The sequence below is a fragment of the Candidatus Poriferisodalis sp. genome, assembly GCF_965204125.1.
GTDB lineage: Bacteria > Actinomycetota > Acidimicrobiia > Acidimicrobiales > Poriferisodalaceae > Poriferisodalis.
In genome coordinates, this window is the sequence record NZ_OZ241968.1 from 2,718,505 (window position 1) to 2,745,002 (window position 26,498).

The following is a 26,498-nucleotide window of genomic DNA, read 5'->3' on the forward strand; positions in this document are numbered from 1 at the left end:
GTGCCGCCCTCATGCCAACGCCTCCACTACGGCAGTCTCGCCCGCGGGCGCAGCCAGATGACGACTCGGCGCTGCGCCCGCAAGACTGTCGGCCATGTCTGCTGCGACGCCGGTTGCCGTTCCCGACAACTATCCCGCTCTCGTCGACCGGGCGGCCCGACTGTTCGGCGGTTCCGAGGCAATCCGCGACGGCGACATGTCGATGACCTTCGCAGAACTGGCGGAGCGCTCCGAGGCGTGCGCGGCAGCGCTGGTGGCGAATGGTCTCCAACCTGGCGATGCAGTCGGGTTGTGGGCGCCCAACGCATGGGAGTGGGTGGTCGCAGCCATGGGCACGCTGCGCGCCGGCGGTGTCATCGTGCCGGTCAACACCCGTTTCCGGGGCCGCGAGGCCGCGTATGTGCTGTCGCGGGCGAGGGTCAAGCTGCTCTTCACCGTGGTCGGTTTCCTCGGGTACGACTACGTGGCTGACCTCGAGGCCGCCGCCTCAGACGGTCACACCATTGATTCGCTCGAACGCACGGTGATCCTGCGCGGCGACACGCCGCTGGGCACCACCTCGTTCGACGAGTTCGTGGCCACAGCCACTCCCGACGGCTTCGCAGCAGCTGCGAAGCGCGCAGCCGCCGCCACGGGCGACGACCTCGGACTGGTGATGTTCACCTCGGGCACGACCGGGCTGCCCAAGGGGGTCATGATCCGACCGGCGTCGATCATCCGCAGCTTCAGCCAGTACGCCGACGAGCTGGGCATGCGCGCCGGCGATCGGATGCTGGTGATCAACCCGTTCTTTCACGCATTCGGATTCTGCGGCTCGATCACGCCGTGCATCGTGAAGGGGGCCACGATCCTGCCCCATCCCGTATTCGAGGTTGAGGCTGTCCTCGAGCGGATCCAGTCCGAACGAGTGACCGTGCTGCCGGGCCCGCCAGCAATCTTCCAGTCGATGGTCAATTCCGCGGGCCTCGACCGGTACGACACCTCCAGCCTGCGCTCGGCGATCACCGGAGCGGCGGCGATTCCCGTGGAGACGGTGGTGGCGATGCGCGAACGGCTCGGTTTCGAGACGGTCATCACCGCGTTCGGCATGACTGAGACGCACGGTCTGGCCACGATCTGCTCGGCCGGCGACCCGCCGGAGCTGGTGGCCTCCACGAGCGGGAAGGCGCTGGCAGGCATCGAGCTGCGAGTGGTGGATGACGACGGTCACGACGTGACTGCTGGCGAGCCGGGGGAGCTGCTGGTGCGCGGCTACTGCGTCACCACGGGCTACCTCGACGATCCCGAGCAGACCGCCAAGACCATCGATGCCGACGGCTGGCTGCACACCGGCGACATCTGCGTGATGAACGAGCTCGGCTACATCGACATCACCGACCGCAAGAAGGACATGTACATCAACGGCGGCTTCAACGTGTACCCCGCCGAGGTGGAGAACGTCATGTCCGAGCATCCCCAGATCGGCCAGGTGGCGGTCATCGGCGTGCCCGACGAGCGGCTGGGAGAGGTCGGCGCCGCATTCGTGGTGCCTTCGCCGGCCGGTGCGCCCGATGCCGATGCGCTGCGGGCCTGGTGCCGCGAGCAGATGGCCAACTACAAGGTGCCCCGCCATTTCTGGAATGTCGAGGCGCTGCCGCTGAACCCGTCGAACAAGGTGCTCAAGACCGACCTGCGCGAGCTGGCCGCCGAACGCCTCGGCGGCTGACCGCCGCTAGCTGCGGGCGCGGCGGCGCCCCGGCCAGCGCTCCTGAGCCGATGAGCGCTGCCGGGGCGTCGCCCGGACCGGTCCAGGCGGCGGAACTGCCCGAACCGGTTCGATCTACTGCAGCCGCCGGGCGGTGTCGATCAGCCGGGCCAGCTCGGCCACGTCGTCGTTGCCCCGGAAATCCCGAGCGACAGCGTCGGCTTCCCTGCTGAGGGTGCGCATGGACAGGTCGTCCACGAACCAGCTGTCACGCAGCACCTCGGCGAACTCGGCGGCCACGGCGGCCAGGCGGAAGTGCCGATCGGCGTCGCCGAAGCTGCGGTGGCTGTCGCGGGGCCTGATCGTGGCGGATGTCTCGGTGATCCGCTCGCTGGCGGGCCGCTGGTAACGCAGCGTCACCTTGGCCAGCGTCTCGCTGCTGCGACGGCTGCGGCTGTCGGGGTCGACCAGCGTCAGCTCGTACAGCGCAGTGGCGCTCTGGCCGATGGCGACCTCGCCGGCGTCAACAGCGTCATTGCGGAAGTCGCGGTCGGCCACGTCGCGGTTCTCGAAGCCGATCAGCCGGTAGGCGGCCACGGTGTCGGGGTTGAAGATCACCTGCACCTTGGCGTCACGGGCGGCAACCGAGACGAACGAGGTGATGTCGCCGCCGAGCAGGCGCCACGCCTCGTCGTGGTCGTCGATGTAGTGGTAGGAGCCGTCGGCCCGGTTGGCGAGCTGCTCCATCAGCTCGTCGTTGAACGGGCCCAGCCCGACGCCGATCGTGGACAGGCCGATGTCGGAGCGCTCGCCGAGCTGGCGCAGGATCCGGTCGGTCTCGGTGGCGCCCACGTTGGCGACGCCGTCGGAGAACAGCAGCACCAGCACGTGGCGTCCCCGGCTGGCTTCGCTCTCGGCCATGCGGAAGCCGGTCACGAGGCCGTCGGCGACGTTGGTGCTGCCGCCGGGCCGCACGTCTCGCTGGATGCGCCGGATCAGGTCGTCGTGGTCGCGGCCGACTGCGGCCGGCCTCGCGACGGTGCGGGCGTGGTCCTCATAGGCCACCACGCCCACCCGGGTCTCGGGTTCGAGGCCTTCGAGCAGCAGGTCGACGGCGTCATAGACCAGCTCGATGCGCCGGGTGCGGTCGTTGCCGGTGCCCGTTTCCTGGTTCATCGAGCCCGAGCTGTCGAGCACCAGGATGATGCTGTCGGGCTGCACGGCGTCCGACACGACGTGCGGTGCCTGCACGCCCACCCGTAGCAGCAGGTCGCCGTCGTCTGCAAACGGCGACGGCGCGGCATCCACGCTGATCGTGAACTCGTCGATCTCGTCGGGGTAGCCGCCGTCGAAGTAGTTGACGAACTCCTCCACCCGCACGGCTTCGAACGGCGGCAGCTGGCCGCCATCGAGGAAGTTGCGGGCGACGGTGTACGAGGCTGTGTCCACGTCGAGCGCGAACGTCGAGAACGGGTCGTCGGCGGTGTCGACGAACGGGTTCACGCCGTAGTCGACGAAGTTGTCGGGCTCGGCGGGGCGTCGCCGCTCCGATGGCTCGTGCTCGGGCGCCGCGGACTGCACTGATTCGGATTGAGCGACGCCGCCGCCCGAAGCGGCATCGTCGGACATCTCCTCTTCGTCCATGTAGTCGGACTCGCCAGACACGGCCGCCTCGATGTCCTCTGCTGCCGCGCCGCCGCTGAGCGCTCCCGTTGCGCCCTCGTCAGCGTCGTCGGTGTGATCGTCGCCGGCCGGTCGCTCCCGGTCCTCCGACGCTGCAGCGGTCGTCTGCGTGATCTCGTCGCTGTCTGGCGTCGCCGCGCTGTCGTCGTCGGCGTCAGTCGACGTGCAGGCCGCCGCAGCGAAGCACAGCGCCAGCAGCGTGACAGCAATGCGCCAGGCGAATCCTCGGTTTCGTTTCGTTCGATGCGGAGTGCGTGTGTGCAACATCTCGGTCCCCCTTGCGTCTGTTGCCTTCAGCCGCACAGGGCTCTGCAGCGGTGCTGCGGGATGTGCGACTTGCTGGCTCGACGCCGGTTGACCCGAGGGCGTTCCGCCTATGTCAGAGGAGCAACGGCCTTGTCATGGGGACGCAAATTGCGACGACTGCCCGACACACAGGCGCAACTTTCGTCACACAGCCCACAGTCAGGTCCCGGCCGCGATGACCGCTGCTGATAGCGCCAGCGCCGTTCCGGGCGGTTCGGCCCGCCACCGAGGCGCTCGGCTGTCGGGCGAGCCGGTCAGTCCTGCTTGGACTTGCCGGCGGCCTTCTGGTTCTTTTTCCAGATGCGGACTTCGGCGAGCGCGTCAGGGCCGTCGATGTCGGCCACCGAGCGCGGCTGGCGGTCGGCGAACGGGCCGGCCACGGCTTTCCAGCCGCGGGGCGCCACGCCGAAGCGCTTGGCCAGGATCGCCACGAAGATCTTGGCCTTCTCGTCGCCGTAGCCGGGCAGCGCCCGCAGCCGGTCATACAGCGCCTTGCCGCTGCGCGCATCGGCCCAGACAGCGCCGGCGTCGCCGTCGTAGTGCTCGACGATGTGGCGGGCCAGCTCACCGCAGCGCTTCGCCATCGATCCGGGAAAGCGATGCAATGCCGGTTTGGTCTTGAAGGCGGCTTCGAGCTCGTCGGGGTCCATCTCGGCAATGGCGGCCGGCGAGAAGCGGTCGCCCAGCCGTTCAGCCAGCCGGGCCGGTCCCTTGAAGGCCCATTCCATCGGGATCTGCTGGTCGAGCATCATCCCCAGCAGCAGTGCAAACGGATCGTCCCGAACAAGCTGATCGGCCTCCGGGTCGCCCGTGACCGCCAGCGTCCCCCCAATGTCACCCGCGCTGCTCGCCATGGAGCCGCACGCTACTGCGACGGAACTGGCGACGGCGTTGGTGGGTTCGCCGGAAAAGGAAATGAGTTTGCGGCGCGCACGGCTCCGCGTATGGTCAGGGCATGGAGTGGTCGAGCGTGGGGCCGATGCTGTCGGTGTTCGTTCCCATCGCCATCGCGTTCGCCGGCGGCGTGTGGGCAGTGATCAAGTGGGGCTTCGGGGGAGTCACGGACCGCATCGACGGTGTGGTCGATCTCGTCAACATCCGGTTCGATGACCAGAACGACCGGGTTGATGCCCGGTTCGATGCAGTCGATTACCGCTTCGATGCGGTCGACCACCGGTTCGAGTCCGTAGATGCCCGGTTTGATGCAATCGACCACCGGTTCGAGTCCGTGGATGCCCGATTCGATGGGGTGGACCACCGGTTCGAGGGGCTGGACAAGCGCATTGACGGCATCGACCGGCGCATCGACGAGATGCGTGTGGACCTCCGGGCGATTGTCAACCGGGTGGACTCATTGCACGCATCCGTAGCAACCGCATAGCCACCGACGGTCCAGCCGGATCCGTTGCTGCGCAGACAAGAACCGCGGCCGCCCGGTCAACGCGCACTGCGCTCCAGCTGAGTGCCCTTGAAGGGCAGAATGCCGTTTGTGGATGGCTGCGTGTTCTGTCGGATCGCCTCAGGGGCCGAGCCCTGCCATGCGGTGTACGAAGACGAGCAGTGCTTGGCGTTCCTGGACGTCTTTCCGAATACCGAAGCGTTCAGCGTGGTGATCACGAAGGAGTGTCTTCCTAGCGACATCGCACGAGCGGACGGTCATGTTGCTGCGGGCCTGTTGGAGGCAGCGCGCCGGGTTGCCGCCAAGATCGCCGCTGCGTATGACGACGTGGACCGCTGCGCGGTCGTGTTCGAGGGCATGATGATCGATCACCTGCATGCCAAGGTCATTCCGCTGCATCGGACTGCTGGCGTGCAGCCGAGCCCCGAGTCGGGAACGACGGCTCGTGGTGACCAGTACTTTGAGGCCTATCCCGGCTATGTGACCACTGAGATCGCAGCCAGTCGGGCAGACGACGATCACTTGGCTGCGGTTGCCGCCAAGATCAACTCGCAGGGCAGGCGTTGATGGGTGAAGCAGTTCCGTTTCCGACCGCCCAGCCGCGGGGGTACGAGTGGCTAGAGGGCGAGCCGGCGTTCGATGCCGAGCGGCATCTGCAGCTCGAAGAGCCGGCTGAGGTGCTGATGCTGGCCGACCTCGGCTATGACGCCGCCGAGATTGCCACGAAGGCCACGCCGGTGGCGCTGTCGTCACCGTTCCGGATGCTGAGCGACGAGGGCTCGGCAATCATGCTGGAAACCGCCCGGCGGCTGCGCTGCTTCACCCGCCCGGCGGGGGAGCGCATCGAACGGACCGTGCGCGGCGGTTGTTACCGCTCACGCTGGCTGCGGGACCTGTGCCTCAGCCCAGAGGTGACAGCACATCTCGAAGCGATCTACAGCATCGAGATCGCCCCGCACCCGATGCCGGTGCACTTAGGCCACATCAACTACGAGCCGTCGCAGATCGATGTGGGCATCGACAAGTGGCATCACGACACGCTGCCGCTCGACTACGTGCTGGCAGTGACCGACCCGGCGCGGGTTGCCGGCGGGCGTTTCGAGTGGTTCGGGGGCACCAAGCACGAAGCCGCTGAGCTGGCCGAGTCCGGCGAGCAGGTTCCGGCTGAGCGGACGGTCGCTCCCGAGTTTCCCGGACCCGGTTATGCCGTCGCGCTGCACGGCGACATGGTGGTGCACCGCGCTGGCCCGCTCGACGAGATGTGCGAGCGCATCTCGATGGTGAACGGCTACGTGGCGACTGGCGCCGCGGTCGACGAGCAGAGCCGCACGTCCGACCTGATCGGCATCGACGACCCAGAGGTGCTGTGGACCGAATGGGCCAAGTTCGCGGCATGGCGGAGCAAGGATCGCTTGGCGCATCTGATCGATGAGCTGGAGTTCACCTCCGACCGCGACGCCGTCATCACCCAGCTGGAAAGCGCGATCGACGATGCGCAGCGTGCCGTCGCCGAGATGCGCGCCGGCGAGAAGGGCCTGCTGCACTACGGCGACTGAGCGGCCGGATTCGCTGCGGCGCGGGCTGTTGCGGCGCTGCGAGCAGCCCTTCGGCTGAGCGGTAACCCCGCGGTATTGCCGATGCATGAATGGTCGCGGCGTCGAGGCCCGGTTGCGATGGCGCGCAGCGGCTGGCCGATTTGCGATGCTGGCGCGATGCAAACGCAGATGCTCATTGGAGGCCGCTGGCACGGCGCCGCAGGCGGCGAGCTGATCGACGTGCTGGACCCAGCAACCGGCGACGTTGCCGCCGGAGTCGCGGCAGGAACACCGGCCGATGCCGTAGCCGCGTGCGATGCAGCTGCTGCGTCACAGCCTGGCTGGGCAGCCACGGCGCCGCGTGTCCGCTCCGAGATCCTGCGCGACTCCCACCGGATCCTGATCGAGCACTCCGACGAACTGGCTGACCTCATCACGCTGGAGAACGGCAAGCCCCGAGCCGACGCCATCGGCGAGGTGGCCTACGCCGCAGAGTTCTTTCGCTGGAATGCCGAGGAAGCGGTGCGCATCCATGGCTCGATCAGCGTCGCGCCCTCGGGTGCCAACCGCATCATCACCCGCCACCCGCCCGTCGGCGTCGTGGCCATGATCACGCCGTGGAACTTCCCGGCCGCCATGATCACCCGCAAGCTCGCCCCGGCACTGGCCGCCGGCAACACGGTGGTCATCAAGCCGCCCCGGGAAGCCCCGCTGACCTCGCTGCGGGTCGCCGAGTTGCTGGCTGAGGCGGGGGTGCCGCCGGGCGTCGTCAACCTCGTGCCCACCGCCAACTCGGGCGCGTGGCTCGACGCCGTCGTGGACCACCGAGCCGTGCGGATGCTGTCGTTCACCGGCTCCACCGAAGTCGGCCGGGTGCTGCTGAAGCGTTGCGCCGACCGGGTGCTCAAGGTGGTGATGGAGCTCGGCGGCAACGCACCGTTCGTCGTATTCGCCGACGCCGACCTCGAAGCCGCCACGGCTGGCGCCATGGTCGCCAAGATGCGCCACTCGGCCGAGACCTGCACGGCAGCCAACCGGTTCTTCGTGGAGGCGCCAGTTCACGACGAGTTCATCGAACGGCTGGCGACGGAAATGGGCGCGATGAAGGTCGGCAACGGCAGCGACCCCGACGTCACCTGCGGACCCATGATCAACGCCGCATCTGTGTCCAATATCGACCGGCTGGTGCGCTCGGCAGTCGACGGGGGAGCCACCGCTGTCACCGGCGGCGCTGCCATCGACGGCCCGGGCTTCTTCTACGAGCCGACGGTGCTCGGCGGCGTGGAGCCCGGCGCGCCCATCACCCGCGAGGAGATCTTCGGGCCGGTCGCGCCCGTCACCAGCTTCACCGACACCGACGCGATGATCGCCGCCGCCAACGACACCGAGATGGGCCTCATCGGCTACGTGTACACACAGGACCTGGCCAAGGGCCTGGCGGTCAGCGAGCGCATCGAGGCCGGCATGATCGGCCTGAACCGTGGCGCTGTGTCTGACCCCGCGGCGCCCTTCGGCGGCATGAAGCAGTCGGGCCTGGGCCGCGAAGGCGCCAGCGAAGGCATCTACGAGTTCTGCGAGACCCAGTACATCGCCGCCGAGTGGTAGCTGGCGTGTTCCGCGCCGAAGGCCCGGCGCAGGGGCTCAGTCGAGGAAGCTGGGATCTCGCTCGACGACCTTGTCGTAGATCGGCTGGTAGCTGAACCAGCCGGCCAGCGGGCTGCCGGTCTGCGAGGCCGTGAGCTTGGCGGACTCGTGGCGGATCGGGATCGGCGTGCCGGCCGCCTCAGCCAGCAGCTGGCTCTGGCAGGTGCGCTCCATGGTGATGAACCACCACGCGGCCTCGTCCACGGTGTTGCCGACGGTGAGCAGCCCATGGTTCTGCAGGATCACCGCCTTGCAGCTGCCGAGCGCCTGGCCGATGCGCTTGCCTTCGGACGTGTCGAGCACCACCCCGGTGAAGTCGTCGAACAGGGCGTGGTCTTCGTAGAAGGCGCACGCATCCTGGGTGAGCGGGTCGAGCAGGCGGCCAAGGCTCGACCACGTCTTGCCGTACAGCGAGTGGGTGTGCGCGGCGGCGATCACGTCGGGTCGGGCCTTGTGCACCTCGCTGTGAATGGCGAAGGCCGCCTGGTTCAGCGGGTAGCGCCCCTCCACGATGTTGCCGTCGTGATCCACCAGCAGCAGGTCGGACACCTTGATCTGACCGAAGCCCACGCCGAACGGGTTGACCCAGAAATGGTCGGTCCATTCGGGGTCGCGGGCGGTGACGTGGCCGGCCACGCCCTCCTCGAAGCCGAAGAGCGAGAACGCCCGGTAGACCGATGCGAGGCGCTCCTTGCGGTGCTGCCGCTCGGCCTCGATCGTGTCGAACGTCGGCGCCTGCGGGATCGGGATCTCGGTGAAGGGGTCGGTGGCGGAATCGGTTGTGGTCGTCACGAGGGACATCGTACGACGCTCGGGCCGCGGTGACCGGGGCGCTGTCCCGCGCCTTCGCAAGGAAGGCTGGGCATCGCGGTCGTGACTTCGACCGTGATTCGGCTTCTGCGACTGCACCCGCGTAGTGTCCACCCGGTGAGCAGGGACGACGCTGTTGCAGCGAGCGGCGCGCCCGTGCGGTGCCTCGACGACGTGCGGGTCGTGGAGCTGACCACCGGCATCGCCGGGCCGTACGCCGCGCGCTTCCTGGCCGATCAGGGCGCCGATGTGGTCAAGGTGGAGCCGCCTGGCGGCGACCCGTACCGCGCCGACCCCGGCTTCCACGCAGTGAGCCGCAACAAGCGCTCGGCGGTGCCCGACGGAGTCGAATGGGAACGGGCCCCGCTGCCTGCTGATGTCGACGGACCGCCGGCGTCGCTGCCCGGCATCCTGCGGCCGACAGCGGCATCGATGACCACGCCGCCGCTGGGCGGGTTGCTCGCTGGCGCCGATGTCGTGTTCGTGCCCGACGGTCCCACCGCTGCGGCCGTTCGGAGACATGCCCCGAGCGCGGTGATCATCTCGTGCCCGACCTGGGGCGACGAGGGGCCGTACGCAACCCGCGCGGGCACCCCGTCGCAGGTGGCCGCCGTGACCGGCATCGGCTGGAACCAGATCAGTTACTCCGAAGGCCCTGTCGAGGTGGTGGTTCCCCTGGCCTCCTACGGCGCCGGGATGCTTGCTGCGATGGCAGCGGCGGCCGGCCTCTACGCACGGCGAGCCCACGGGTCGGCGCCGACCTACACCGTCTCGGAGGTGTCCGGCTCGGGCGCCATGCAGATCGGCGACTTCGAGGTACCCGAGATGGCCGACCTCGACCGCGACGGATCCTGCCCGCTCGGCTCGGCCGGCAGACTGCCCGTGTACCGGCTGTTCCGGGCCGCCGACGACCGCTGGATGTTCGTGGCCTGCGGCACGTATCCCTTCTACGAGGCGATGCTGCGAGCCATCGGCCGCGAAGACCTGCTGGGCGACGAGCGGTTCCCGGACCCGCCGTGGGGCCTGCTCGACCTCGAGCCGCTGGCGGAGATCACGCCGATCCTCGAAGAGGCGTTCGCCCAGCGCACGCTTGCCGAGTGGTTCGAGGTCTTCGCAGTGCACGATGTGCCCTGCCAGCCGACGCAGACCCGCGAGGAGTTCATGGCATCGGCGCTTGCGCAGGCCAACGGGCTCGCCACCACCGTCGAGCACCCCGAACTCGGCACCGTGCGCACCCCGCCCCAGCCGATGTGGATCGACGGCTGCGACCAGGTCGTGTTGCGGCCGGCCCCGCTCCTCGGCGAGCACACAGCCGAGGTCGCAGCCGAGCTGGCCGATGGCCCGTGGGCCGCAGCGACCGGCGGCGACGGCCGGGCGGCAGCCGCGGGCGAGACGCCGACGGGCGAACCCGCGAACCCGACAGCACCCGCCGAGGCACCGCTGGCCGGCGCGCGTGCTGTTGACCTCAGCTCCTTCATCGCCGGACCGGTCATCACCCGCCACCTGGCGATGCTCGGCGCCGAGGTCATCAAGATTGAACAGCCCGGCGGCGACCCGTTCCGGGTGCTCGGCCCGTACTTCAACGGCTGGAACCAATCGAAGCGCTCGATCTGCCTCAATCTCAAGGACCCTGCCGACCACGCGGTCATGGCGCAGCTCGTGGCCGGTGCCGACGTCATCGTGGAGAACTTCCGCCCCGGCGTCGCGGCGCGCCTCGGCGTCGCCGATGCCGACCTGCGGCACATCCGCCCCGATGCGGTGCTGGTGAAGAGCCCCGGCTACGGCCGTGACGACTCCATGGCCGAAGTGCCGGCGTTCGATCCGCTCCTGCAAGCCCTCGGCGGGATCATGGCGGCGCAGGGCGGCGACGACGAGCCGGTGTTCCTGACGGTGCCGGTGCATGACGCCGCCACGCCGATGATCGCCGCATTCGGCGTGCTGTGCTCCCTCTACCGGCGCCTGGCCGACGGCGAGGGCCGGACAGTACGAACGTCGCTCACACAGACCGTCACTGCCGCACAGGCAGCCGAGTTCGTGGACTACCCCGGGCGTCTGCCCGCCGAGCTGGGCGGCATGGACTACCGGGGCGCCGGCCCCGAGCGCACCTACCTCGAGGTCCCCGACGCCGACGGCCCCGAGTGGATCTGGCACGAGACGACACCCGAGGGCACCAGCGACCTGCCCGTCGAGCGGCGCGGCTTCGTGGGGTCCGCAGTCGCCGTCGACAACCGTCACGTCGTCGACCTGCCCGAAACCGAGTGGGGCCCGATGATCCAGCTCGGCTCCCTCGTCGGCGGCATCGACGTGACAATGCGCCGAGCCCCTTACCTCGACGAGCACCGAGCAGAGATCACCGCCGACCTCGCCACGCCCGGGCGCACAGGCACGCGGCCGGCGGCGGCCGACTGAAGGTTCCGGCTCGGCACGAAGAACGGAATGGGCCTCACTACGGTGAGCCCATGGCGACGGCGCGACTTGCCTCTGAGGATCTGCCGATGCTGCGCGGCACGGCAGCCTTCACCGCCGATCTGCCGCTTCCCGACGGCTGCTTGCACGCAGCGTTCGTGCGCTCGACGGTGGCCCACGGCGACCTGCGCAGCGTCGATCTGCGCGAGGCGGAGCAGGCGCCGGGCGTCGTCGCCGTCTTCGAAGCGGCGGGGCTGGGATTGGAGCCGCTTGAGTATTACCGGGCCACCACGCTCGGCGGCCAGATGGCCCGGCCGCTGCTGGCCACCGAGCGGGTGCGCTTCGTCGGCGAGCCGATCGCGGTCGTGCTGGCCGACTCGCCCGTCCATGCCCTCGACGCCGCTGAGCTGGTCGCCGTCGAGATCGATGTGCTGTCGGCGGTCGTTGACGCTGAGGGGGCCGCTGCCGACGACGTGCTGCTGTTTCCCGATGCAGGAACCAACGTGGTGCGGCCGCTGGATCCCCCCGACGGCGGCGGCTTCCTGTCACCGCCCACCGAAGTTGACGACGCAGCTGCACCTCCTGCCGAACCCGGTGAGGATCCCTGCGACGGCGCGCAGTGTGTCGTGGAGCTGGTCTGCGAGAACGACCGGATCACGTCGCTGCCGATCGAGCCGTGCGCCATCGTCGCGACGCCCTTCGAGCTGCTCCGGGGCACGCCGCTGGCGCAGGGCGCTTCGCCTGACTGCGAGCTGGACATCTGGAGCACCGGCCAGGGCGTGCACAGCGCGCCGTACCTGTACCGGCGTTTGCTGGGCATCCCGGTTACGGCGGTGCGAGTCCGCGAACCGCAGGTCGGCGGCGGGTTCGGCGGCCGGGGCGACCCCATGCCGGAGTTCTTCGTGGTGGCCCGGGCCGCCCAGCTGCTCGGACGCCCGGTTCGCTGGGTGCAGAGCCGCCAGGAGCAGTTCGTCTCGATGCCCTACGGGCGGGGCCAGCGGCACCGCATCCGGATGGGTTTCGACCCCGACGGCCGCATCGTCGGGATCGACGTGGTCATGTGGTGCGACGCCGGTGCGTACCCGCACATGGCGCCGATGCTCACTGCGGCCAGCTACCGCCAGAGCACCGGCCTGTACCGCGTGCCGCGGCTGCGCTACCGCATCGGCTCCGCGGTCACGAACGCCCCGCCCACCGGTGCCTACCGCGGCGCCGGCCAGCCCGAGGTGAACGCTGCGCTCGAGCGGGCCATCGACGCCGGCGCCCGCGAGCTGAGCCTCGATCCCGCCGACGTCCGCCGCCGGAACCTGCTGCGTGCCGACGAGCTGCCGTTCGACACGGGCACCGGCATTGTGCTCGACAGCGGCGACCCGCACCGCGCGCTCGATACTGCCCAAGAACTGATCGATGCCGAGCGCTGGCAGGTGCTGGCAGCCGAGCGCCGGGCAGCCGGCAGCCGTTCAGCACTGATCGGGATCGGCTACGGCTGCTACAGCCAGAGCGCGGGCAGCGGCGACGACCCCGACTACGCCTCGCTGGAGCTGGGATCGGACGGGAGCGTGCTGGTGACCTGCGGCAGCCACGGCCACGGCCAGGGTCATCACAGCCTGTGGGCCCAGATCACCAGCGCCCGGGTCGGGATCGCCGAAGGCGCCGTGCGGGTGAACGACGCCGATTCGGTGACGTCGTCCTACGGCGGGGTGACCGGCGGTTCGCGCACCGCGACGGTGCTGGGCAGCCAGATCGCCGAAGCCGCGACCGAGCTGCGTACCCGCATCTGCGAAGTGGCGGGAGAACTGCTTGAGGCCAGCCCCGACGACATCAGCCTCACCCCCGACGGTGCGCACGTCGCTGGCGTGCCGTCCCGGCTGACGAGCTGGACCGACATTGCCGCAGCCGCACCGGAGGGAATCAGCGCCACCGTCACCGAGCGCAGCGCCGAGGTGACCCATCCCTACGGCACCCACGCCGCGGTCGTCGAGGTCGATGCGGAGACAGGCCGTGTCGAGCTGCTGGCGTTCGCCGCGGTGGACGACTGCGGGCGGATGCTGTCGGAGGCATCTGTCGAGGGCCAGCAGCACGGCGGCGCGGTGGCCGGCATTTCCCAAGCGCTGATGGAGGCAGGGCAGTGGGACGCCGACGGCACCCCCCGCACCACCACGCTCGTCGACTATCTGATCCCTGCCGCAGCCGATGTGCCCTCCATCGACACTGCCCGGCTCGGCACGCCGACCGAGCGCAACGAGCTCGGCACCCGCGGCATCGGCGAGAACGGAGCCATCGCCGCCCCGCCCGCCGTGCAGAACGCTGTCATCGATGCCGTCGCTCACCTCGGCGTGACCCACATCGACATCCCGCTCACACCCCAGCGCGTCTGGGAAGCGATTCGAGCCGCTCAATAGCAAAGCAATGCTTGAATGCAGGCAAGCGACCCCGGAGGCACCCATGGTCGAGCCGGATTTCCTGCACTTCGACACGCTGGCGCTGCACGCCGGCCAGCGGCCCGACCCGACCACCGGGGCGCGAGCCGTGCCGATTTACCAGACGACGTCGTTCAGCTTCACCGACACCGAGCAGGCAGCCAGCCTGTTCAACCTCGAGATCCCCGGCCACATCTACAGCCGCATCTCCAATCCCACCGTTGCCGTGCTCGAGGAGCGGATCGCCGCGCTCGAGGGAGGCGTCGGCGCGGTCTGCACGGCGAGCGGCATGGCGGCGTTCCACCTGGCGTGCGCCACGATCGCCTCAGCGGGCGACCACATCGTGGCCAGCCGCAACATATACGGCGGCACCCACAACATCCTGAGCCTCACGCTGCCCCGCTTCGGCATCACCACGACGTTCGTCGACCCCCGCGACCTCGATGCGTGGCGCAGCGCCATCCAGCCCAACACCAAGGTGCTGTTCGCCGAGACGCTGGGCAACCCCAACATCGAGGTGCTCGACGTGCCGGCCGTGGCCGCAGTCGCCCACGAGGCCGACCTGCCGCTGATGCTCGATGCCACGTTCACCACTCCGCACCTGATGCGGCCCATCGAGCTGGGTGCAGACATCGTGATGCACAGCGCCACCAAGTTCCTCGGCGGTCACGGCGTCGCGATCGGCGGGGTCGTGGTGGACGGCGGGCGTTTCGACTGGGCCGCTTCGGGCAAGTTCCCGACGCTCAGCGAGCCGTATGCGGGCTACCACGGCATTGCCTTCACCGACGAGTACGGGCCGCAAGCACTGTCGATGCGGGCCCGAGCCGAGGGCCTGCGCGACTTCGGCGCCGCCATGAGCCCAGCGGTGGCATTCCACCTGCTGCAGGGTGTCGAGACGCTGCCGCTGCGCATGGACCGCCATGTCGCCAACACCGAAGCGGTCATCGAGTTCCTCACCTCCCACGACGCCGTGAGCTGGGTGAGCCACCCGTCGGTACCGTCCCACCCAGATCACGAGTTGGCCAAGCAGCTGCTGCCGCGAGGCGCCGGCGCGATCCTGAGCTTCGGCGTGGAAGGCGGCCGCGAGGCCGGACGGCGGTTCATCGAGGCGGTGCGGCTGGCGTCGCATCTGGCCAACGTGGGCGACGCCAAGACGCTCGTGATCCATCCCGCCAGCACCACCCATCAGCAGATGAGCGCTGAGGATCTGGTCGCCGCCGGGGTCGGCGAAGACCTGGTGCGGCTGTCGGTGGGCCTCGAGTACCCGGGCGACATCATCTCAGACCTGTCCCGCGCCCTGCGCGCCTCGCAGAAGGGCTGAAGCGATGACAGCGACCGAGACGTTTTCGCTTGACGTCCGTGGCCACGCTGTGGGTGTGGCCGCAGGGGGAGTGGTACCCGATGCGGCATCGGCGGCCGAGGCGCCGGTGGTGCTGCTTGTGCACGGCGCAGGCATGAACCGCACGGTGTGGCAGCTGCAGACACGCTGGTTGGCACACCACGGCTACACCCCGCTCGCCATCGACTTGCCGGGCCACGGCAACAGTGAGGACGAGCCCCTCGGATCGGTGGCCGAGATGGCCGACTGGCTCAGCGACGCCATCACCGCCGTCGGGGAGCGGCTGGATTGCGCCCACGTACGTCTTGTCGGCCATTCGATGGGGTCGTTGGTGTGCACCGAGGCGGCTGCCGCCGATCACGATCGCATTGCTCGCCTGGTGCTGATGGGCACCGCAGCGGGAATGCCTGTGCATCCGGCGCTCTTGGGCGCTGCGGAGAAGAACGAGCTGCTGGCACCGGAGCTCATGACCGCATGGGGACACGGCAACCGGGCGCATGTCGCCACCAATCCGACGCCGGGCCTGTGGATGCTCGGCGGCAGTGTGGCCCTGCTGGAACGGGCCGACAACGGTGTGATCCATGCCGACCTGTCTGCCTGCGCGGCCTACGAAGCCGGCGACGTTGCTGCGCGAGTCAAGTGTCCGGTGACGGTGATCGTGGGCAGCGAGGACAAGATGACCCCGCCGCGGGCCGCAGCACCGCTGATCGCCGATTTCGCCGATTGCGATGTGGTGCACCTCGCCGGAGCCGGCCACATGATGATGAACGAGGACCCGGCCGCCGTCCGGACGGCACTCGCCAAAGCACTCGCCTAGCCGGCTGGTTGTGAGCGCTCCGCGCCGTGCCGGTCGTGCGCGCTCCGCGCGCGGCTGCCATCATGTGCTGGCGGCAATGTGACGCAACCTGCCGCAGAAGGAGCCGGACATGGCAGTCGAGCGATTTCCCGTCGAGGCCTCGCACATCCTGATGTTCGCGAGGTCGATCGGCGACACGAACCCGATCTACAGCGACCCGGAGTACGCAGCCGGCACCGAGGTCGGTTCGATCATTGCGCCGCCGACCTTTGCGCAGTCGAGTGCGCAATTCGACCCCGACTACTTCCTGCGCCCCAAGCCCGACAAGAAGTGGTTCGGCAGCGGCCGCACCGCATCGGGCACCTTGGTGCGCGACCTCTCCGAAGCAGACGGCGACGACGTCAAAGACGAGCGTGAGGACGACAAGCAGTCCGGCGCTGCCGCTGGCGGGCTGCACGCCGAGCAGCACTTCACCTATCACCGGCATCTGAAGCCGGGCGACGTGCTGCACACGGTCACCTACGACGGCGAGCGGTGGGAGAAGCAGTCCAAGCGGGCAGGCATCCTCAAGTTCTCCGAGGCTGTCACCGAGTACCGCGACGAGGACGACGAGCTGGTCATCACAGCCAAGGGCGTCGGCGTCGTCACCGAGAAGGTCATCGACAACTAGCGGTTCGCCACGGGCACGAACGCAGCACTCACCACCCAGGAAGGCACACAGACATGGCACTCAGCGCATCGCAGCTCAACGTCGGCGACAGCTACTCCGAGCAGATCGTCGACGACCTCACCCGTACCCAGATCGTCCAGTACGCCGGCGCGTCGGGCGACTACAACCCGGTCCACACCGATGAGAAGTTCGTCACCGAGGTGGCCGGCTACCCGACGGTGTTCGCCCACGGCATGCTCACCATGGGCATGACCGGTCGCATGGTCACCAACTACGTCGGCGACGGCCGCCTCACCTACTACGGCGTGCGGTTCACCAGCCAGGTGTGGCCCGGCGACACGCTCACCGCCAAGGCCGAGGTTGCCGACATCCGTGACGAAGACGGCCAGAAGCTGGTCGATCTCACCATCACCACCACCAACCAGGACGACCGGCCAGTCCTCACCGGCCAAGCCACCGCCCGCCTCGACGACTGAACGGCGCTCGTCCTTCGCCCTGCCGGCGGCCAATCGCTTTGTCGATCCAGCGCGCCCTTGTGCTACAATGTAGAACATGGCCGAAGTCGGGATCCGGGCGCTGAAACAGAACGCATCTGAGGTCGTGGCGCGGGTCGAAGCAGGCGAAGAGATCACCGTGACGAACCGAGGTCGACCCGTTGCGAAGATCGTGCCGCACGTGAGCAAGCCCCGCCAGTCACGCATCGAAGAGATGATCGCCCGCGGCGAGATCACTCCGGCGACTGGTGATATCAGGGATTTCCTGCCGCCCCCGCCGGCACCACCCGGGCGCAGCCTGTCGGAGGTGCTGCTGGAGATGCGGGCCGAGGAACGGTACTGACAGCGCCGTTGAACGGTGAACTTCTATTGCGACACATCGGCACTCGCGAAGGCGGTTCTTGACGAGGCGGAATCGGGGGCATTCGCCGCGTGGCTGACCGAGACACAGCGCTTGCTGTACTCGTCCGATCTGACGCGTACCGAGTTCATGCGAGCAGTTCGACGCCATGCGCCCACCTTCCAAGCCCGGGCACGCTCGCTGTTGAGCACTGTGATGTTCGTGCAATTGACTCCGTCGCTGCTCGAACGGGCGGCCTTGCTCGATCCTCCTGAGCTTCGCAGCTTGGACGCCATCCATCTCGCGACTGCGCTGAGCCTCGGCAACGAGCTCGACGGTCTCGTCACCTACGACGAGCGGCTCGCACGCGCAGCGCGCGAGAGCGGTATCCCCACACTCGCACCCAGCTAGCGGGCGGGTTCCGGGCCTTCGCCATGGCAGTCCGGCACGTCTTGCTGGCTGGGTTGCTGCGCCGGAGGCCCGCTAGGCGGGGCTGCGTGGGGGTTCAGCGGGTCCAGTCGTCGAGGGCGGTTTGGTTGATGGCGTTGGGGCCGCCGAAGACGATGAGCTCGCCGGCGCGGCGCAGGTAGCTGGCGACGATGGTGGGGAGCCGGTCTGGTTGGGTGAGCACGAGGGGGGCGCATCGGCGTGCGAGCAGGGGTGCGGAGGCTGCGGCGTCGGCGGGGTTGGTGCCGGTGGCGAGCCCGACGGTGTCGGTGGTGAAGCAGACGCGTCCTTCCAGGGCAGGGCTGTCGAGCCAGCGGGCGAACTTGACCGCGGTGGCGTAGCGGTCCGCTCCGCCGAGGCGGGTGATGTTCATCGGGCGGTCGCCGGTGCGGTTGGCTTGTGCGATCGCGCGTATCTGGTCCTCGGTTTCTGTGCTGATGGCGGCGGTGCCGCCCATGACGACGACGTGATCTGCGAACTCGGCCAGATACGCCGCGGCGTCGGGGTGCAGCCCGTCTTCGTCGACGAGCAGGATCGGGTGGGGTCCCTTGGCGGCGAGCGGGCCGGCTGCGAGGGCGTCGGCGAACACGCGGCTGGATGCGACGATCACGGTGCGTCCCAGCAGCGGCCCCAGCGTGTCGGGGCGCCCCACACGACGCGCCACCGCGACCGCTGTCGCTTCGGCGTCGTCGGCGGTGATGCGCTCGATGTCCGCGTCGATGTCGGCCAGAGCTTCGAGGGCTGTATCGGTGATGTGCTCTGTGGAGCCCACCGCGATGATCTCAGTTACGCCGAGGCTCTTGATCCACTCGATCGTGTCGGCGGGGAGCCCGTGGGGGGCGGTGAGCAGCAGGGCCGCGTCGAGCGCTCCTGCGAGGGGGCCTGCGGTGAGGGCGTCGGTCCAGCTGTGCCCGCCTGCGAGCACCACGGTGGCGAGCTTGCCGTCGGCTGCGGCGGCGACCTCGCGTGCTACCGCGAGCGAGGTGGCGTAGCGATCTGGGCCCCACAGCCGCTCGGTCTGGCCGGCGTCCTGGTCGTCGCCGCCTCCGCCGCCTCCACCGCCGCCGCCACCACCACCGGGGCCGGGGCCGCCTCCGACGTTGACCGACGGCGGCGGGGTTCGGATGCCGGTGCCGGTGTCGGTGATCGTGAGCGTGACGGTGGCGGGGGAGCCTTCGGCGAGTCCGGCGGGCAGCGTGCCCAGCGAGACGTCGACCTTTTCGTCGTCGGTGTCGGTGTCGCGGACGGTGACCAGCGTGGTGGTGCCGCTCGTGCGCCCGGCCGGGATGGTGACGCTGTCGGGCGGGGTCCAGTCGCCTTCCTGGGCAGGGCTGTCCCCCGCTGCGGGCGCGACGACGATCGGGATGACCGCCTGCTGGGCGAGGGCTTCTGAGAGGGTGACGGTGACGGTCGCCGCGGCGGTCTCGCGCACCGGGTTCGGCGACACGGCTATCGACGCGGTCGGCAGCGCGGTGACCCGCACTGCGACCGACGCGGCCGACAGCGACGACGGGTATGCCGCGTCTGAGCCGCCGACGGTGTGGGTGATCGTCGCGGTGCCGTCGGTGACGCCGGTGACGGTGACGGTCTGGGGCTGCTGCCAGTTGGCGCTGTCGAACGTCAGCACGCACGGGTCCGCGGCCGCGCAGGCCACGGTGGCTTTGGCGGTGTCGCCGCTGGTCGGGGTGACGGTCACCGCCGATGAGGGCCGGGCGCCTGCGAGGCGGACCGTGTAGGTCCCGGCCGCGCCCGCTTTGACCGTCACGTCGGCTGTGCTGATCTGCACGGCGCCGTCGTTGTCGGTGATCGTGACGGTCGCCTGTGCTCCGTTCTGGTGGCGCGCGTAGCGGTCGCCGAGGTCGTCCACAGGGTCATCGGCCGCGGCGATGCGCAGCCGGATCGTCTCGTCGCCCTCCGCTGTGCTGTCGTCGGTGATCGTCACGGTCAGGTTCTTGGTGGTGGACGTGTCGGTCGGCCCGAACGTCACCCGCTTGGCGGCGATCGTGTAGTCGGCGCCTTCTGTGGCAGTGCCGCTGGCCACTACTTCGATGTCGAAGGCGATCTCGGCGGCGGGCAGCGCGGACACCGTGACGGGCACGGTCACCGTGCCGGCGCTCTCGGCGGCAGCGGCGGTGTGGGTGGTGGTGGCGTCGGCCGCGTTCCCGAACGCTACCGACAGGCCCGCGGTGTCGCCGTCGGCGATGTCGACCCGGGCGCAGGCGGCGTCCTGCGCGCACGTGCGGCCCGTCGCGGGATGGGTGCGCGTCTCGCGGGACCATCCCGCAGTCGCGGTGGAGATGACGACGTAGTAGTGCTCGTCGCCCTCGGCGAGGTCGTCGTCGGCGACCGGATCCTCGAAGGTGACGGTGCGCTCGCCCTCCAAGACCGTGACCGTCGAAGGCGGCGACGCGAGGTCCACAGCGACATCGGCGAGGCCCGCTTCGGGGGTCGGCAGCGGCGGGTTGGCGATCAGGTGCTCCAGGTCGTTCTGGCGGGAGCGGTCCACGGTGAACGTCAGCCCGCCCGTGGGCGCCAGGGCGCCCAGGGTGATCGTGAGCTGCGCGGTGGCGCCCTCGTCTGCCGCGTCCCTCGGGGGGTCGACCCGGAACACGTTGCGGGCGGCGTTGACCTTGACGGAGAACTCCGCGAGGCCGTTGAGCTGGTTCCACGCCGCATCCGACGACTCGGTCGCGTGCGCGATCTTGACATCGCCGGCCGCGACCGCGGTGACGGTGACGGTCTGGGGATCCTGCCAGTTCGTCGACGTGAAGGTCAGCACGCACGGGTCCGCCGCGCACGACACCGTCGCCTTGTCGGTGTCGCCGCTGGCCGGCGTGACGGTCACCTCGCCCGCCGGCGCCGTCGCGCCGCTCAACGCGACCATGTAGTCGACGGTCTCGCCGGGGATCAGCACAGCCGACGGCGGGTCGATGCTGATTCCCGACGCGTTCTCCACGATCCGCAGTTCCAGCCTGTCGGCCTTTTTGGTGACACCGCGGCGGGCCGCCACAGCAGCCAGGCTCATCTGCTCGGGGTTCGGCTCGTCGCGGCTGTCCGAGCGCAGCGTCAGCGTCGCCGTGGCCTGCGTCTGGCCCTCCTCAATGGTGAAATCGGCAGGCAGCCGGTAGTCGTCGGGGCACGCCCATCCCTTGAAAGCGGGATTGGTGCGGCACTGGGTCCTCACGAACCCGCTGTACTGCTCAAGCGTCGGGTTCGACACCGACACCGACCACCCCCCGGGACCCACCGGAATGTCAGCCGTCGCCGTCACCGTCACCGGAGTGCCCTCCAGCACCGGAAACCAGCCCCCCGGCGTGGCAGTCACCCCCGACAACGACAACGCCACCGAGCCCACCGCGTCCTCGCTCGTCAACGTCACCAACGCCGTCGACGCGTCGGTCACACGCTCGTAGTAGTCGCCCAGATCGTCAATCACGGAGTCCGCCGCCGCGATCCTGAACCCGATGAACTCGTCGTCCTCCTCCACGACATCGTCCACGACGTCGATCGTCAGATCCTTGCTGAACCCGCCGGCGGTGTCGTCAAAGCTCACCGTCGTCGCCGCGAACCCGTAATCCTTGGGATTCCCGTCCGGATTGGCAGCATCGGCGCTGGCACGCGCGTCCTTGCCGACCCCGTCAGGCACGTCGGTCGCCTCCACCGTGAACGACACCGCAGACTCGGGCAGATGACTGATCGTGACCGGCACCGCCAGCGTGCCGTCGCCCTCAGCCGCGGTCGCCGTGTACGCGGCAGGGGTGTCCCCGTCGGCGGGCACTGCTGTGCCGATCACGATCTTGGCCTCGTCACGGTCCTCGTCCACGATCGTCACCGACGCCAGACGGCCCTGCGCGTGACGCACGTACAGACCGAACAAGTCGCCTGTGCCTGACGCGATGTCCAGATCGATCGCCTGATCGTTCTCGACCAGGTCGTCGTCGGTGATCGTGATCTCCACGTTCTGGGTCAGCGCACCTGTCGGGGTGAACGTGAACGACTTCGCGTTGATCGTGTAGTCGGTGTTCTCGGTCGCCAGCCCCGACACCGACACCTCGAACACGACATCGGACTCAGGCGCAGCGCTGATCGTGATCGGCACGCTCACCGTCCCGACGGTCTCGCCAGGACGCACCATGTGCTTCACAGTCGCCGCAGCATCGCTCCCGAACGCGATCTTCGCGTTGGCGGCCTCGTCGTCGGTGATCGTCAGCGTCGCCTCCGACGACGCCCCGTCGGTGTCGGTGGCCGGGTCGCCCTCGGCGTCGCGGCCGTACAGATCTCCCACGTCGTAGTCCACATCAGTGCTGGCCCGCGCCGCGGCGATTTGCAGCTTGATCGTCTGGGCTCGCTCCACCAGGGCGTCGTTCTGGATCGCGATCGACACGTTCTTGGTCAACGCCCCGGTCGGCCCGAACGTCACCGACTTCGTGGCGATCCGGAAATCGCCTGCCGCCTCCGGCGGCCCCGCGTCGTACTGCGTCGCAGTACCCGAGCCGAGCACCTCCACGTCGAACGTCGTCGACGCGCCCGGCAGCGCGCTGACCGTGACCGGCACCGACAGCGTCCCGCCCGACACGTCCTCGGCCACGCTCGCCTCGTACTCAGCGGTCGCCGCAGCGTCGCTGCCGAACGCGACCGTCGGGCCGGCGTCGGCCTCGTCGTCGGTGATCGTCACGGTCGCCTTGGAGCCGCTGGCATGACGCGCGTACAGATCGCCCAGGTCATCAGGCGTGACATCCGCCGCCGCGATCTGCAGCTCCACGGTCTCGTCGAGCTCCACCAGGCTGTCGTCTCGCAGCGTGACCGTGACGTTCTTGGTCACCGACCCGTCCGTCTCGGCCGTGTCGGTCGGCCCGAACGTCACCGACGCCGGCACCGTGTAGTCCCCGGCCGCACCCTTCGTCGCGGTGCCCGCCGCGGTGATATCGAACGACGTGTTGGTCTGGGGCCGCGCGGACACCGTCACCGGCACCAGCACCGTCGCAGGCGAGGTCTTGTTCTCCGCCGCCGACACCGTGTGCGCAGCCGTCGCCGAAGCAGAGCTGCCGAACGCGATCTTGGCGTTGGTCGTCTCGTCGTCGGTGATGTCGACCGTCGCGGTGGCCGACGCGCCCGACGGCACCGACCAGCCCGTCGCCGGCCGCCCGATCGTCACGGTGAACGACTCGGCGCCCTCCACCAGGTTGTCCTGGGCGATGGGCACCGTCAACGTCGCGGTGGTCATGTTCTGCGCCACCGTCACCGTGGCCGGCGTCGTGCCCGTGTCCGCCGTGGTGGCGGTGCTTCCCGAGTAGTTGTAGGTCACCGAGAGGTCCTGGCCCGCTGACGCGGTCGGCGCGCGGCCCAAGGTGACCGTCAGCGACGCGTCCGAGCCCTCCGCGGTGGGTCCCGTGTAGTCGATCTTGTAGGTCTTGGTCGACGCGTTCACCGTCACGTCGACGTCGTCGACCGAAAGCGTCGTCGGGTACCGCGTCGTGTCGCCGCTGGTCTGCACGTCGTGGTCGATGTCGGGGGTGCCCACCGCCACGCCGGTCACCGTGAACGTCTTCTCGTCGTCCCAGTTCGACGCCGTGAACGTGTACGACGCCGGGCTCACGGTCGCCTTGCCGGTGTCGTCGCTTCGTGCGCGCACTGTCACGCTGCCGGTCGGCTTGGTCGCCAGCCTCACCGTGTAGGAGACCGTCTCGCCCACCTCCACCGCGACCGACCCCGCCGACACCTTCACCGCGGGCACCGCCGGGGTGCCCGACACGAACCCCCACGCGCCGTTGCGGGCGTCGCTCACGGCGCGCACCCGCACCCGATACAGCCTGTCGTTGGTCAGGCTGCTGATCGTGTGCCCGGTGGCGGTGCCGGTGTGGGCGGCGTCCACCCAGCCCGCCGACGCCGACGGATTCGCGCCCGTCTGCACCGCCTGAGCGTTCGGCGCGGCCGTCGCCGACGCCGACGTGTAGTGCACGTCATAGCCCGACAGCGCCGCCGCCGCCGGGGCGGTCCACGACAGAACCAGCTTCGCGCTCTCCCCGCGCACCCCCAGACTCGACGGGGCGGCGGCGACGTCGTTGTCGACGATCGTGATCGTCAGCGTCCCCGCCGAGTCATGCCCCGCAGCCGACGGCTCCAAGACCAGATCCTCGTCGAGCTCCACCACAGTGTCGCCCTTGATCGTCACATCGCCCGTGCCCGACATCGCGTTCGCAGCGACCGCGATCGACGCCGGCAGCGTGTAATCCGCCGTCGTCGCCGTCGACGTGTTCGTCGCCGCCAAGGTCACCGTCACACCCTGAGAACCCGCCGCTGCCGACAGTGTCGCCGTCACCGTCACCGTCTGATCCGCGTCGGTCTCGGTCACCGAACCCGACACCACCGACAGCGTCACCGTCGGCTGCGTCGGCGCCGCAGGCATGCCCGTCGTGTGCGCCCACGCGCCGTTGCCCGCGGCGCTGGCGGCGCGCACACGCACCCGATACGTGTCGCCGTTCGTCAGACTCTCGATCGTGTGCGTCGTGGCCGAGGCCCCGCCGGTGACCGTGCCGCCGGTCACCCAGCCCATCGACGCGTCAGTGCCTTGCGCCTCCGCGTCATTCGTCACAGCCCCGTTGCCTGACGTCGGCGCCGTCGTGTACTGCACCGCATAACCCGACAGCACCCCCGACGGCGCCGTCCACGACAGATCCAGCTCCCCGCTGGCGCCCGCCGCAGCCGACAGGCCCGTCGGCGCCGCGGGCGTGTCGTCATCGGTGATCGTCACCGTCGCCGTCGCGGTGCCGCCCGAGGTCACCGACCAGCCCGTCGCCGTCGCCGGGCTGATCGACACCGTGAACGTCTCATGGGCCTCCACGTCGGTGTCGGTCTTGGTCGGCACGCTCAACGACGCCGTCGTCGCGTTCGCCGACACCGACACCGTCGTCGGCGGCGAATTCAGATCGGCCGCGCTCGCCGTGCTGGGGTTCGCGTAGCCGTAGCTCACCGTGAACGCCAGCCCGCCCGTCGGCGCGGCCTCGCCCAGCCTGATCGTCAACGACGCCGACGATCCCTCTGTCGCCGACGCCGTCGACGACGCGAACTCATAGGTCTTCGCCGACACCGGCACAGCGGTCACCGTCAACGCCACCGACGCCGCCGACGAGTAGTCCGTGTCCGAACTGGTCACCGCATGGGACACCGTCGCCGATCCCGCCTCTGCGCCGGTGACCGTGACCGTCTGCGCTGTCGCCCAGTTCCCCGACGAACCGCCCGTGAACGTCATCGCGCCGGTCACCGTCGCCTTGGCCGACGGGCTGACCGACGGCGTCACCGTCACCGTCGCGGTCGGCTCAGAGTTCAGCTTCACCGTGTAGGTCGCCGTCGCGCCCACCTGCATCGACAGCGCCGTCTCCGACACCGTCACACCCGCCGTGTCGTCATCGGTGATCGATATCGACACGGCATCACTCGCGGTGTACCCCGTCGCCGACGCCGTCACCGCCAGCGTCTCGGCGTCCTCGTCGATGTCGTCGTCGACGATCGTCAACGACGCCGTCCCCGACGTCGAACCCGACGTGATCGTGATCGACGCCGGCAGCATGTAATCGCCCGACGTCACCCCCGTGCCGCTGACCGACAGGTTCACCGTCACATCCGACGTCGGCGCCGACGGCACCGACGCCGTCAACTCCACCACCCTGTCAGTATCGGACTCCGCCACCGTGCCATCAGCCTCATCACTCGCCAACGAGATCTCCGGCATAGCCGCCGACTGCCCCAACAAGCCCTTCACCGTGATCGCGAACGCACGGGCTGAACCCGTCCGCTCCCAGGTGGCGCTGGACGGGGTGTTCTGACGTGTGAGGTACGTCGTGTCGTCGATGGACCAGCCTGTGGCGCTGTCCGCATCCTCTTGATCCCTGGTCGTGGTCAGGATCTCGAAGTTGGTGTTGTCGGTCGTGTACACCATCAGGAAGTAGTTCGTGCTGGCGTCCAGCCCGGCGCTGTCGGGCGCCGCGAACGACACCCAGCCCGACGATGTGGTCTCCGGAACGTCCAGATCGTGGACCTTCGCGTTCGGGCTGCCGCCGGTCTTGGCCGACCACACCTCCGCCTTGAGCTTCGGGGTCTGCGCAGAGGTCAGAGCGGTGCGCGTGCGCACCTCGATGCTCGACAGCGTGTAGCCGCCGCTGTTGGCCCCCGTCGAGAACCTGCTGACAGACAAGCTCCCGTTAGTGCCGAAGTAGATCGTCTGGCCGCCCAGCTTCGTCGAGTTGCTTACCAGCTTGATCGGCGTCGGGTCCTGCGCCTCAGCCGGCGGCACCCCTCCGAAGAACAGCACGGGCACTGCCGCCAGCGCTGCTGCCGCCAGCAGCACCAGGCAGCGCCGCCAAGCCCGTCGGCGCCTCACGCCTGTACCCGATCTCGCCCGCAGCCGTAACTCGGGGGGGGGGGGGGTCGCAGAGACGCGCCGAATGAGGCTTCGTGCTCAGCTCATCGGCGCCGGCGGAACGGTAGGTGCTCACGGCAGGCCACGATAACGGCATCCACAGAGCCAG

17 protein-coding genes are annotated in these 26,498 nt (G+C 69.3%); 13 read left to right on the forward strand and 4 right to left on the reverse strand.

Annotation, left to right across the window (positions count from 1 at the left end; all coding sequences use genetic code 11):
• Nucleotides 1-94 precede the first annotated feature (94 nt).
• Nucleotides 95-1,705: an AMP-binding protein gene (locus tag ACOGXD_RS12605; RefSeq protein WP_419915382.1), complete on the forward strand. Its 1,611-nt coding sequence runs from the start codon at nt 95-97 to the stop codon at nt 1,703-1,705.
• Nucleotides 1,706-1,819: 114 nt separating this feature from the next.
• On the opposite strand, the gene ACOGXD_RS12610 is transcribed toward ACOGXD_RS12605, so the two are convergent.
• Both ACOGXD_RS12610 and ACOGXD_RS12615 read right to left on the reverse strand, forming a co-directional pair.
• Nucleotides 1,820-3,634 carry a YfbK domain-containing protein gene (locus ACOGXD_RS12610; RefSeq protein WP_419915383.1) on the reverse strand — a complete coding sequence of 605 codons (1,815 nt, stop codon included), beginning with the start codon at nt 3,632-3,634 and terminating at the stop codon, nt 1,820-1,822.
• Nucleotides 3,635-3,927: 293 nt separating this feature from the next.
• Complete coding sequence (locus tag ACOGXD_RS12615; RefSeq protein WP_419915384.1) at nt 3,928-4,527, reverse strand: HhH-GPD-type base excision DNA repair protein; 600 nt, start codon at nt 4,525-4,527, stop codon at nt 3,928-3,930.
• A 101-nt stretch (nt 4,528-4,628) separates the two neighbouring features.
• Here ACOGXD_RS12615 and ACOGXD_RS12620 point away from each other — a divergent pair, with 101 nt between their 5' ends.
• The 4 genes from ACOGXD_RS12620 to ACOGXD_RS12635 all read left to right on the forward strand — a co-directional run bounded on the left by ACOGXD_RS12620 (nt 4,629) and on the right by ACOGXD_RS12635 (nt 8,212).
• Entirely contained in the window at nt 4,629-5,054 is a 426-nt protein-coding gene (locus tag ACOGXD_RS12620) for a hypothetical protein (protein ID WP_419915385.1), read from the forward strand.
• Between the two features lie 99 nt (nt 5,055-5,153).
• The gene (locus ACOGXD_RS12625; RefSeq protein WP_419915386.1) at nt 5,154-5,639 is read left to right on the forward strand and encodes an HIT family protein; all 486 of its coding nucleotides are present in this window, start codon (nt 5,154-5,156) and stop codon (nt 5,637-5,639) included.
• Nucleotides 5,639-6,628, forward strand: coding sequence for a hypothetical protein (locus ACOGXD_RS12630; protein WP_419915387.1), 990 nt, complete (start codon nt 5,639-5,641; stop codon nt 6,626-6,628). Before ACOGXD_RS12625 ends, ACOGXD_RS12630 begins: the two co-directional genes overlap by 1 nt.
• A 156-nt stretch (nt 6,629-6,784) precedes the next feature.
• The gene (locus ACOGXD_RS12635; protein ID WP_419915388.1) at nt 6,785-8,212 is read left to right on the forward strand and encodes an NAD-dependent succinate-semialdehyde dehydrogenase; all 1,428 of its coding nucleotides are present in this window, start codon (nt 6,785-6,787) and stop codon (nt 8,210-8,212) included.
• A gap of 36 nt (nt 8,213-8,248) precedes the next feature.
• Here ACOGXD_RS12635 and ACOGXD_RS12640 read toward each other — a convergent pair whose 3' ends face one another.
• Nucleotides 8,249-9,043: a class II aldolase/adducin family protein gene (locus tag ACOGXD_RS12640; protein ID WP_419915389.1), complete on the reverse strand. Its 795-nt coding sequence runs from the start codon at nt 9,041-9,043 to the stop codon at nt 8,249-8,251.
• A 135-nt stretch (nt 9,044-9,178) separates the two neighbouring features.
• Here ACOGXD_RS12640 and ACOGXD_RS12645 point away from each other — a divergent pair, with 135 nt between their 5' ends.
• The 8 genes from ACOGXD_RS12645 to ACOGXD_RS12680 all read left to right on the forward strand — a co-directional run bounded on the left by ACOGXD_RS12645 (nt 9,179) and on the right by ACOGXD_RS12680 (nt 17,937).
• Complete coding sequence (locus tag ACOGXD_RS12645) at nt 9,179-11,470, forward strand: CoA transferase (RefSeq protein WP_419915390.1); 2,292 nt, start codon at nt 9,179-9,181, stop codon at nt 11,468-11,470.
• A gap of 50 nt (nt 11,471-11,520) precedes the next feature.
• On the forward strand, nt 11,521-13,869 hold the full coding sequence (locus tag ACOGXD_RS12650; protein WP_419915391.1) for a xanthine dehydrogenase family protein molybdopterin-binding subunit: 2,349 nt from the start codon (nt 11,521-11,523) through the stop codon (nt 13,867-13,869).
• A gap of 43 nt (nt 13,870-13,912) precedes the next feature.
• Nucleotides 13,913-15,208, forward strand: a complete 1,296-nt coding sequence (locus tag ACOGXD_RS12655; RefSeq protein WP_419915392.1) for an O-acetylhomoserine aminocarboxypropyltransferase — start codon at nt 13,913-13,915, stop codon at nt 15,206-15,208.
• A gap of 4 nt (nt 15,209-15,212) precedes the next feature.
• The gene (locus ACOGXD_RS12660) at nt 15,213-16,043 is read left to right on the forward strand and encodes an alpha/beta fold hydrolase (protein ID WP_419915393.1); all 831 of its coding nucleotides are present in this window, start codon (nt 15,213-15,215) and stop codon (nt 16,041-16,043) included.
• 109 nt (nt 16,044-16,152) lie between these two features.
• Nucleotides 16,153-16,692 (forward strand): FAS1-like dehydratase domain-containing protein, encoded by a 540-nt coding sequence (locus tag ACOGXD_RS12665; RefSeq protein WP_419915394.1) that lies wholly within the window; start codon nt 16,153-16,155, stop codon nt 16,690-16,692.
• 53 nt (nt 16,693-16,745) lie between these two features.
• On the forward strand, nt 16,746-17,168 hold the full coding sequence (locus ACOGXD_RS12670) for a MaoC/PaaZ C-terminal domain-containing protein (protein ID WP_419856211.1): 423 nt from the start codon (nt 16,746-16,748) through the stop codon (nt 17,166-17,168).
• Nucleotides 17,169-17,244: 76 nt separating this feature from the next.
• Complete coding sequence (locus tag ACOGXD_RS12675; RefSeq protein ID WP_419915395.1) at nt 17,245-17,529, forward strand: type II toxin-antitoxin system Phd/YefM family antitoxin; 285 nt, start codon at nt 17,245-17,247, stop codon at nt 17,527-17,529.
• Nucleotides 17,530-17,544: 15 nt separating this feature from the next.
• Entirely contained in the window at nt 17,545-17,937 is a 393-nt protein-coding gene (locus ACOGXD_RS12680; RefSeq protein WP_419915396.1) for a type II toxin-antitoxin system VapC family toxin, read from the forward strand.
• A gap of 94 nt (nt 17,938-18,031) precedes the next feature.
• On the opposite strand, the gene ACOGXD_RS12685 is transcribed toward ACOGXD_RS12680, so the two are convergent.
• Nucleotides 18,032-26,350 carry a cell wall-binding repeat-containing protein gene (locus ACOGXD_RS12685; protein ID WP_419915397.1) on the reverse strand — a complete coding sequence of 2,773 codons (8,319 nt, stop codon included), beginning with the start codon at nt 26,348-26,350 and terminating at the stop codon, nt 18,032-18,034.
• Nucleotides 26,351-26,498 lie beyond the last annotated feature (148 nt).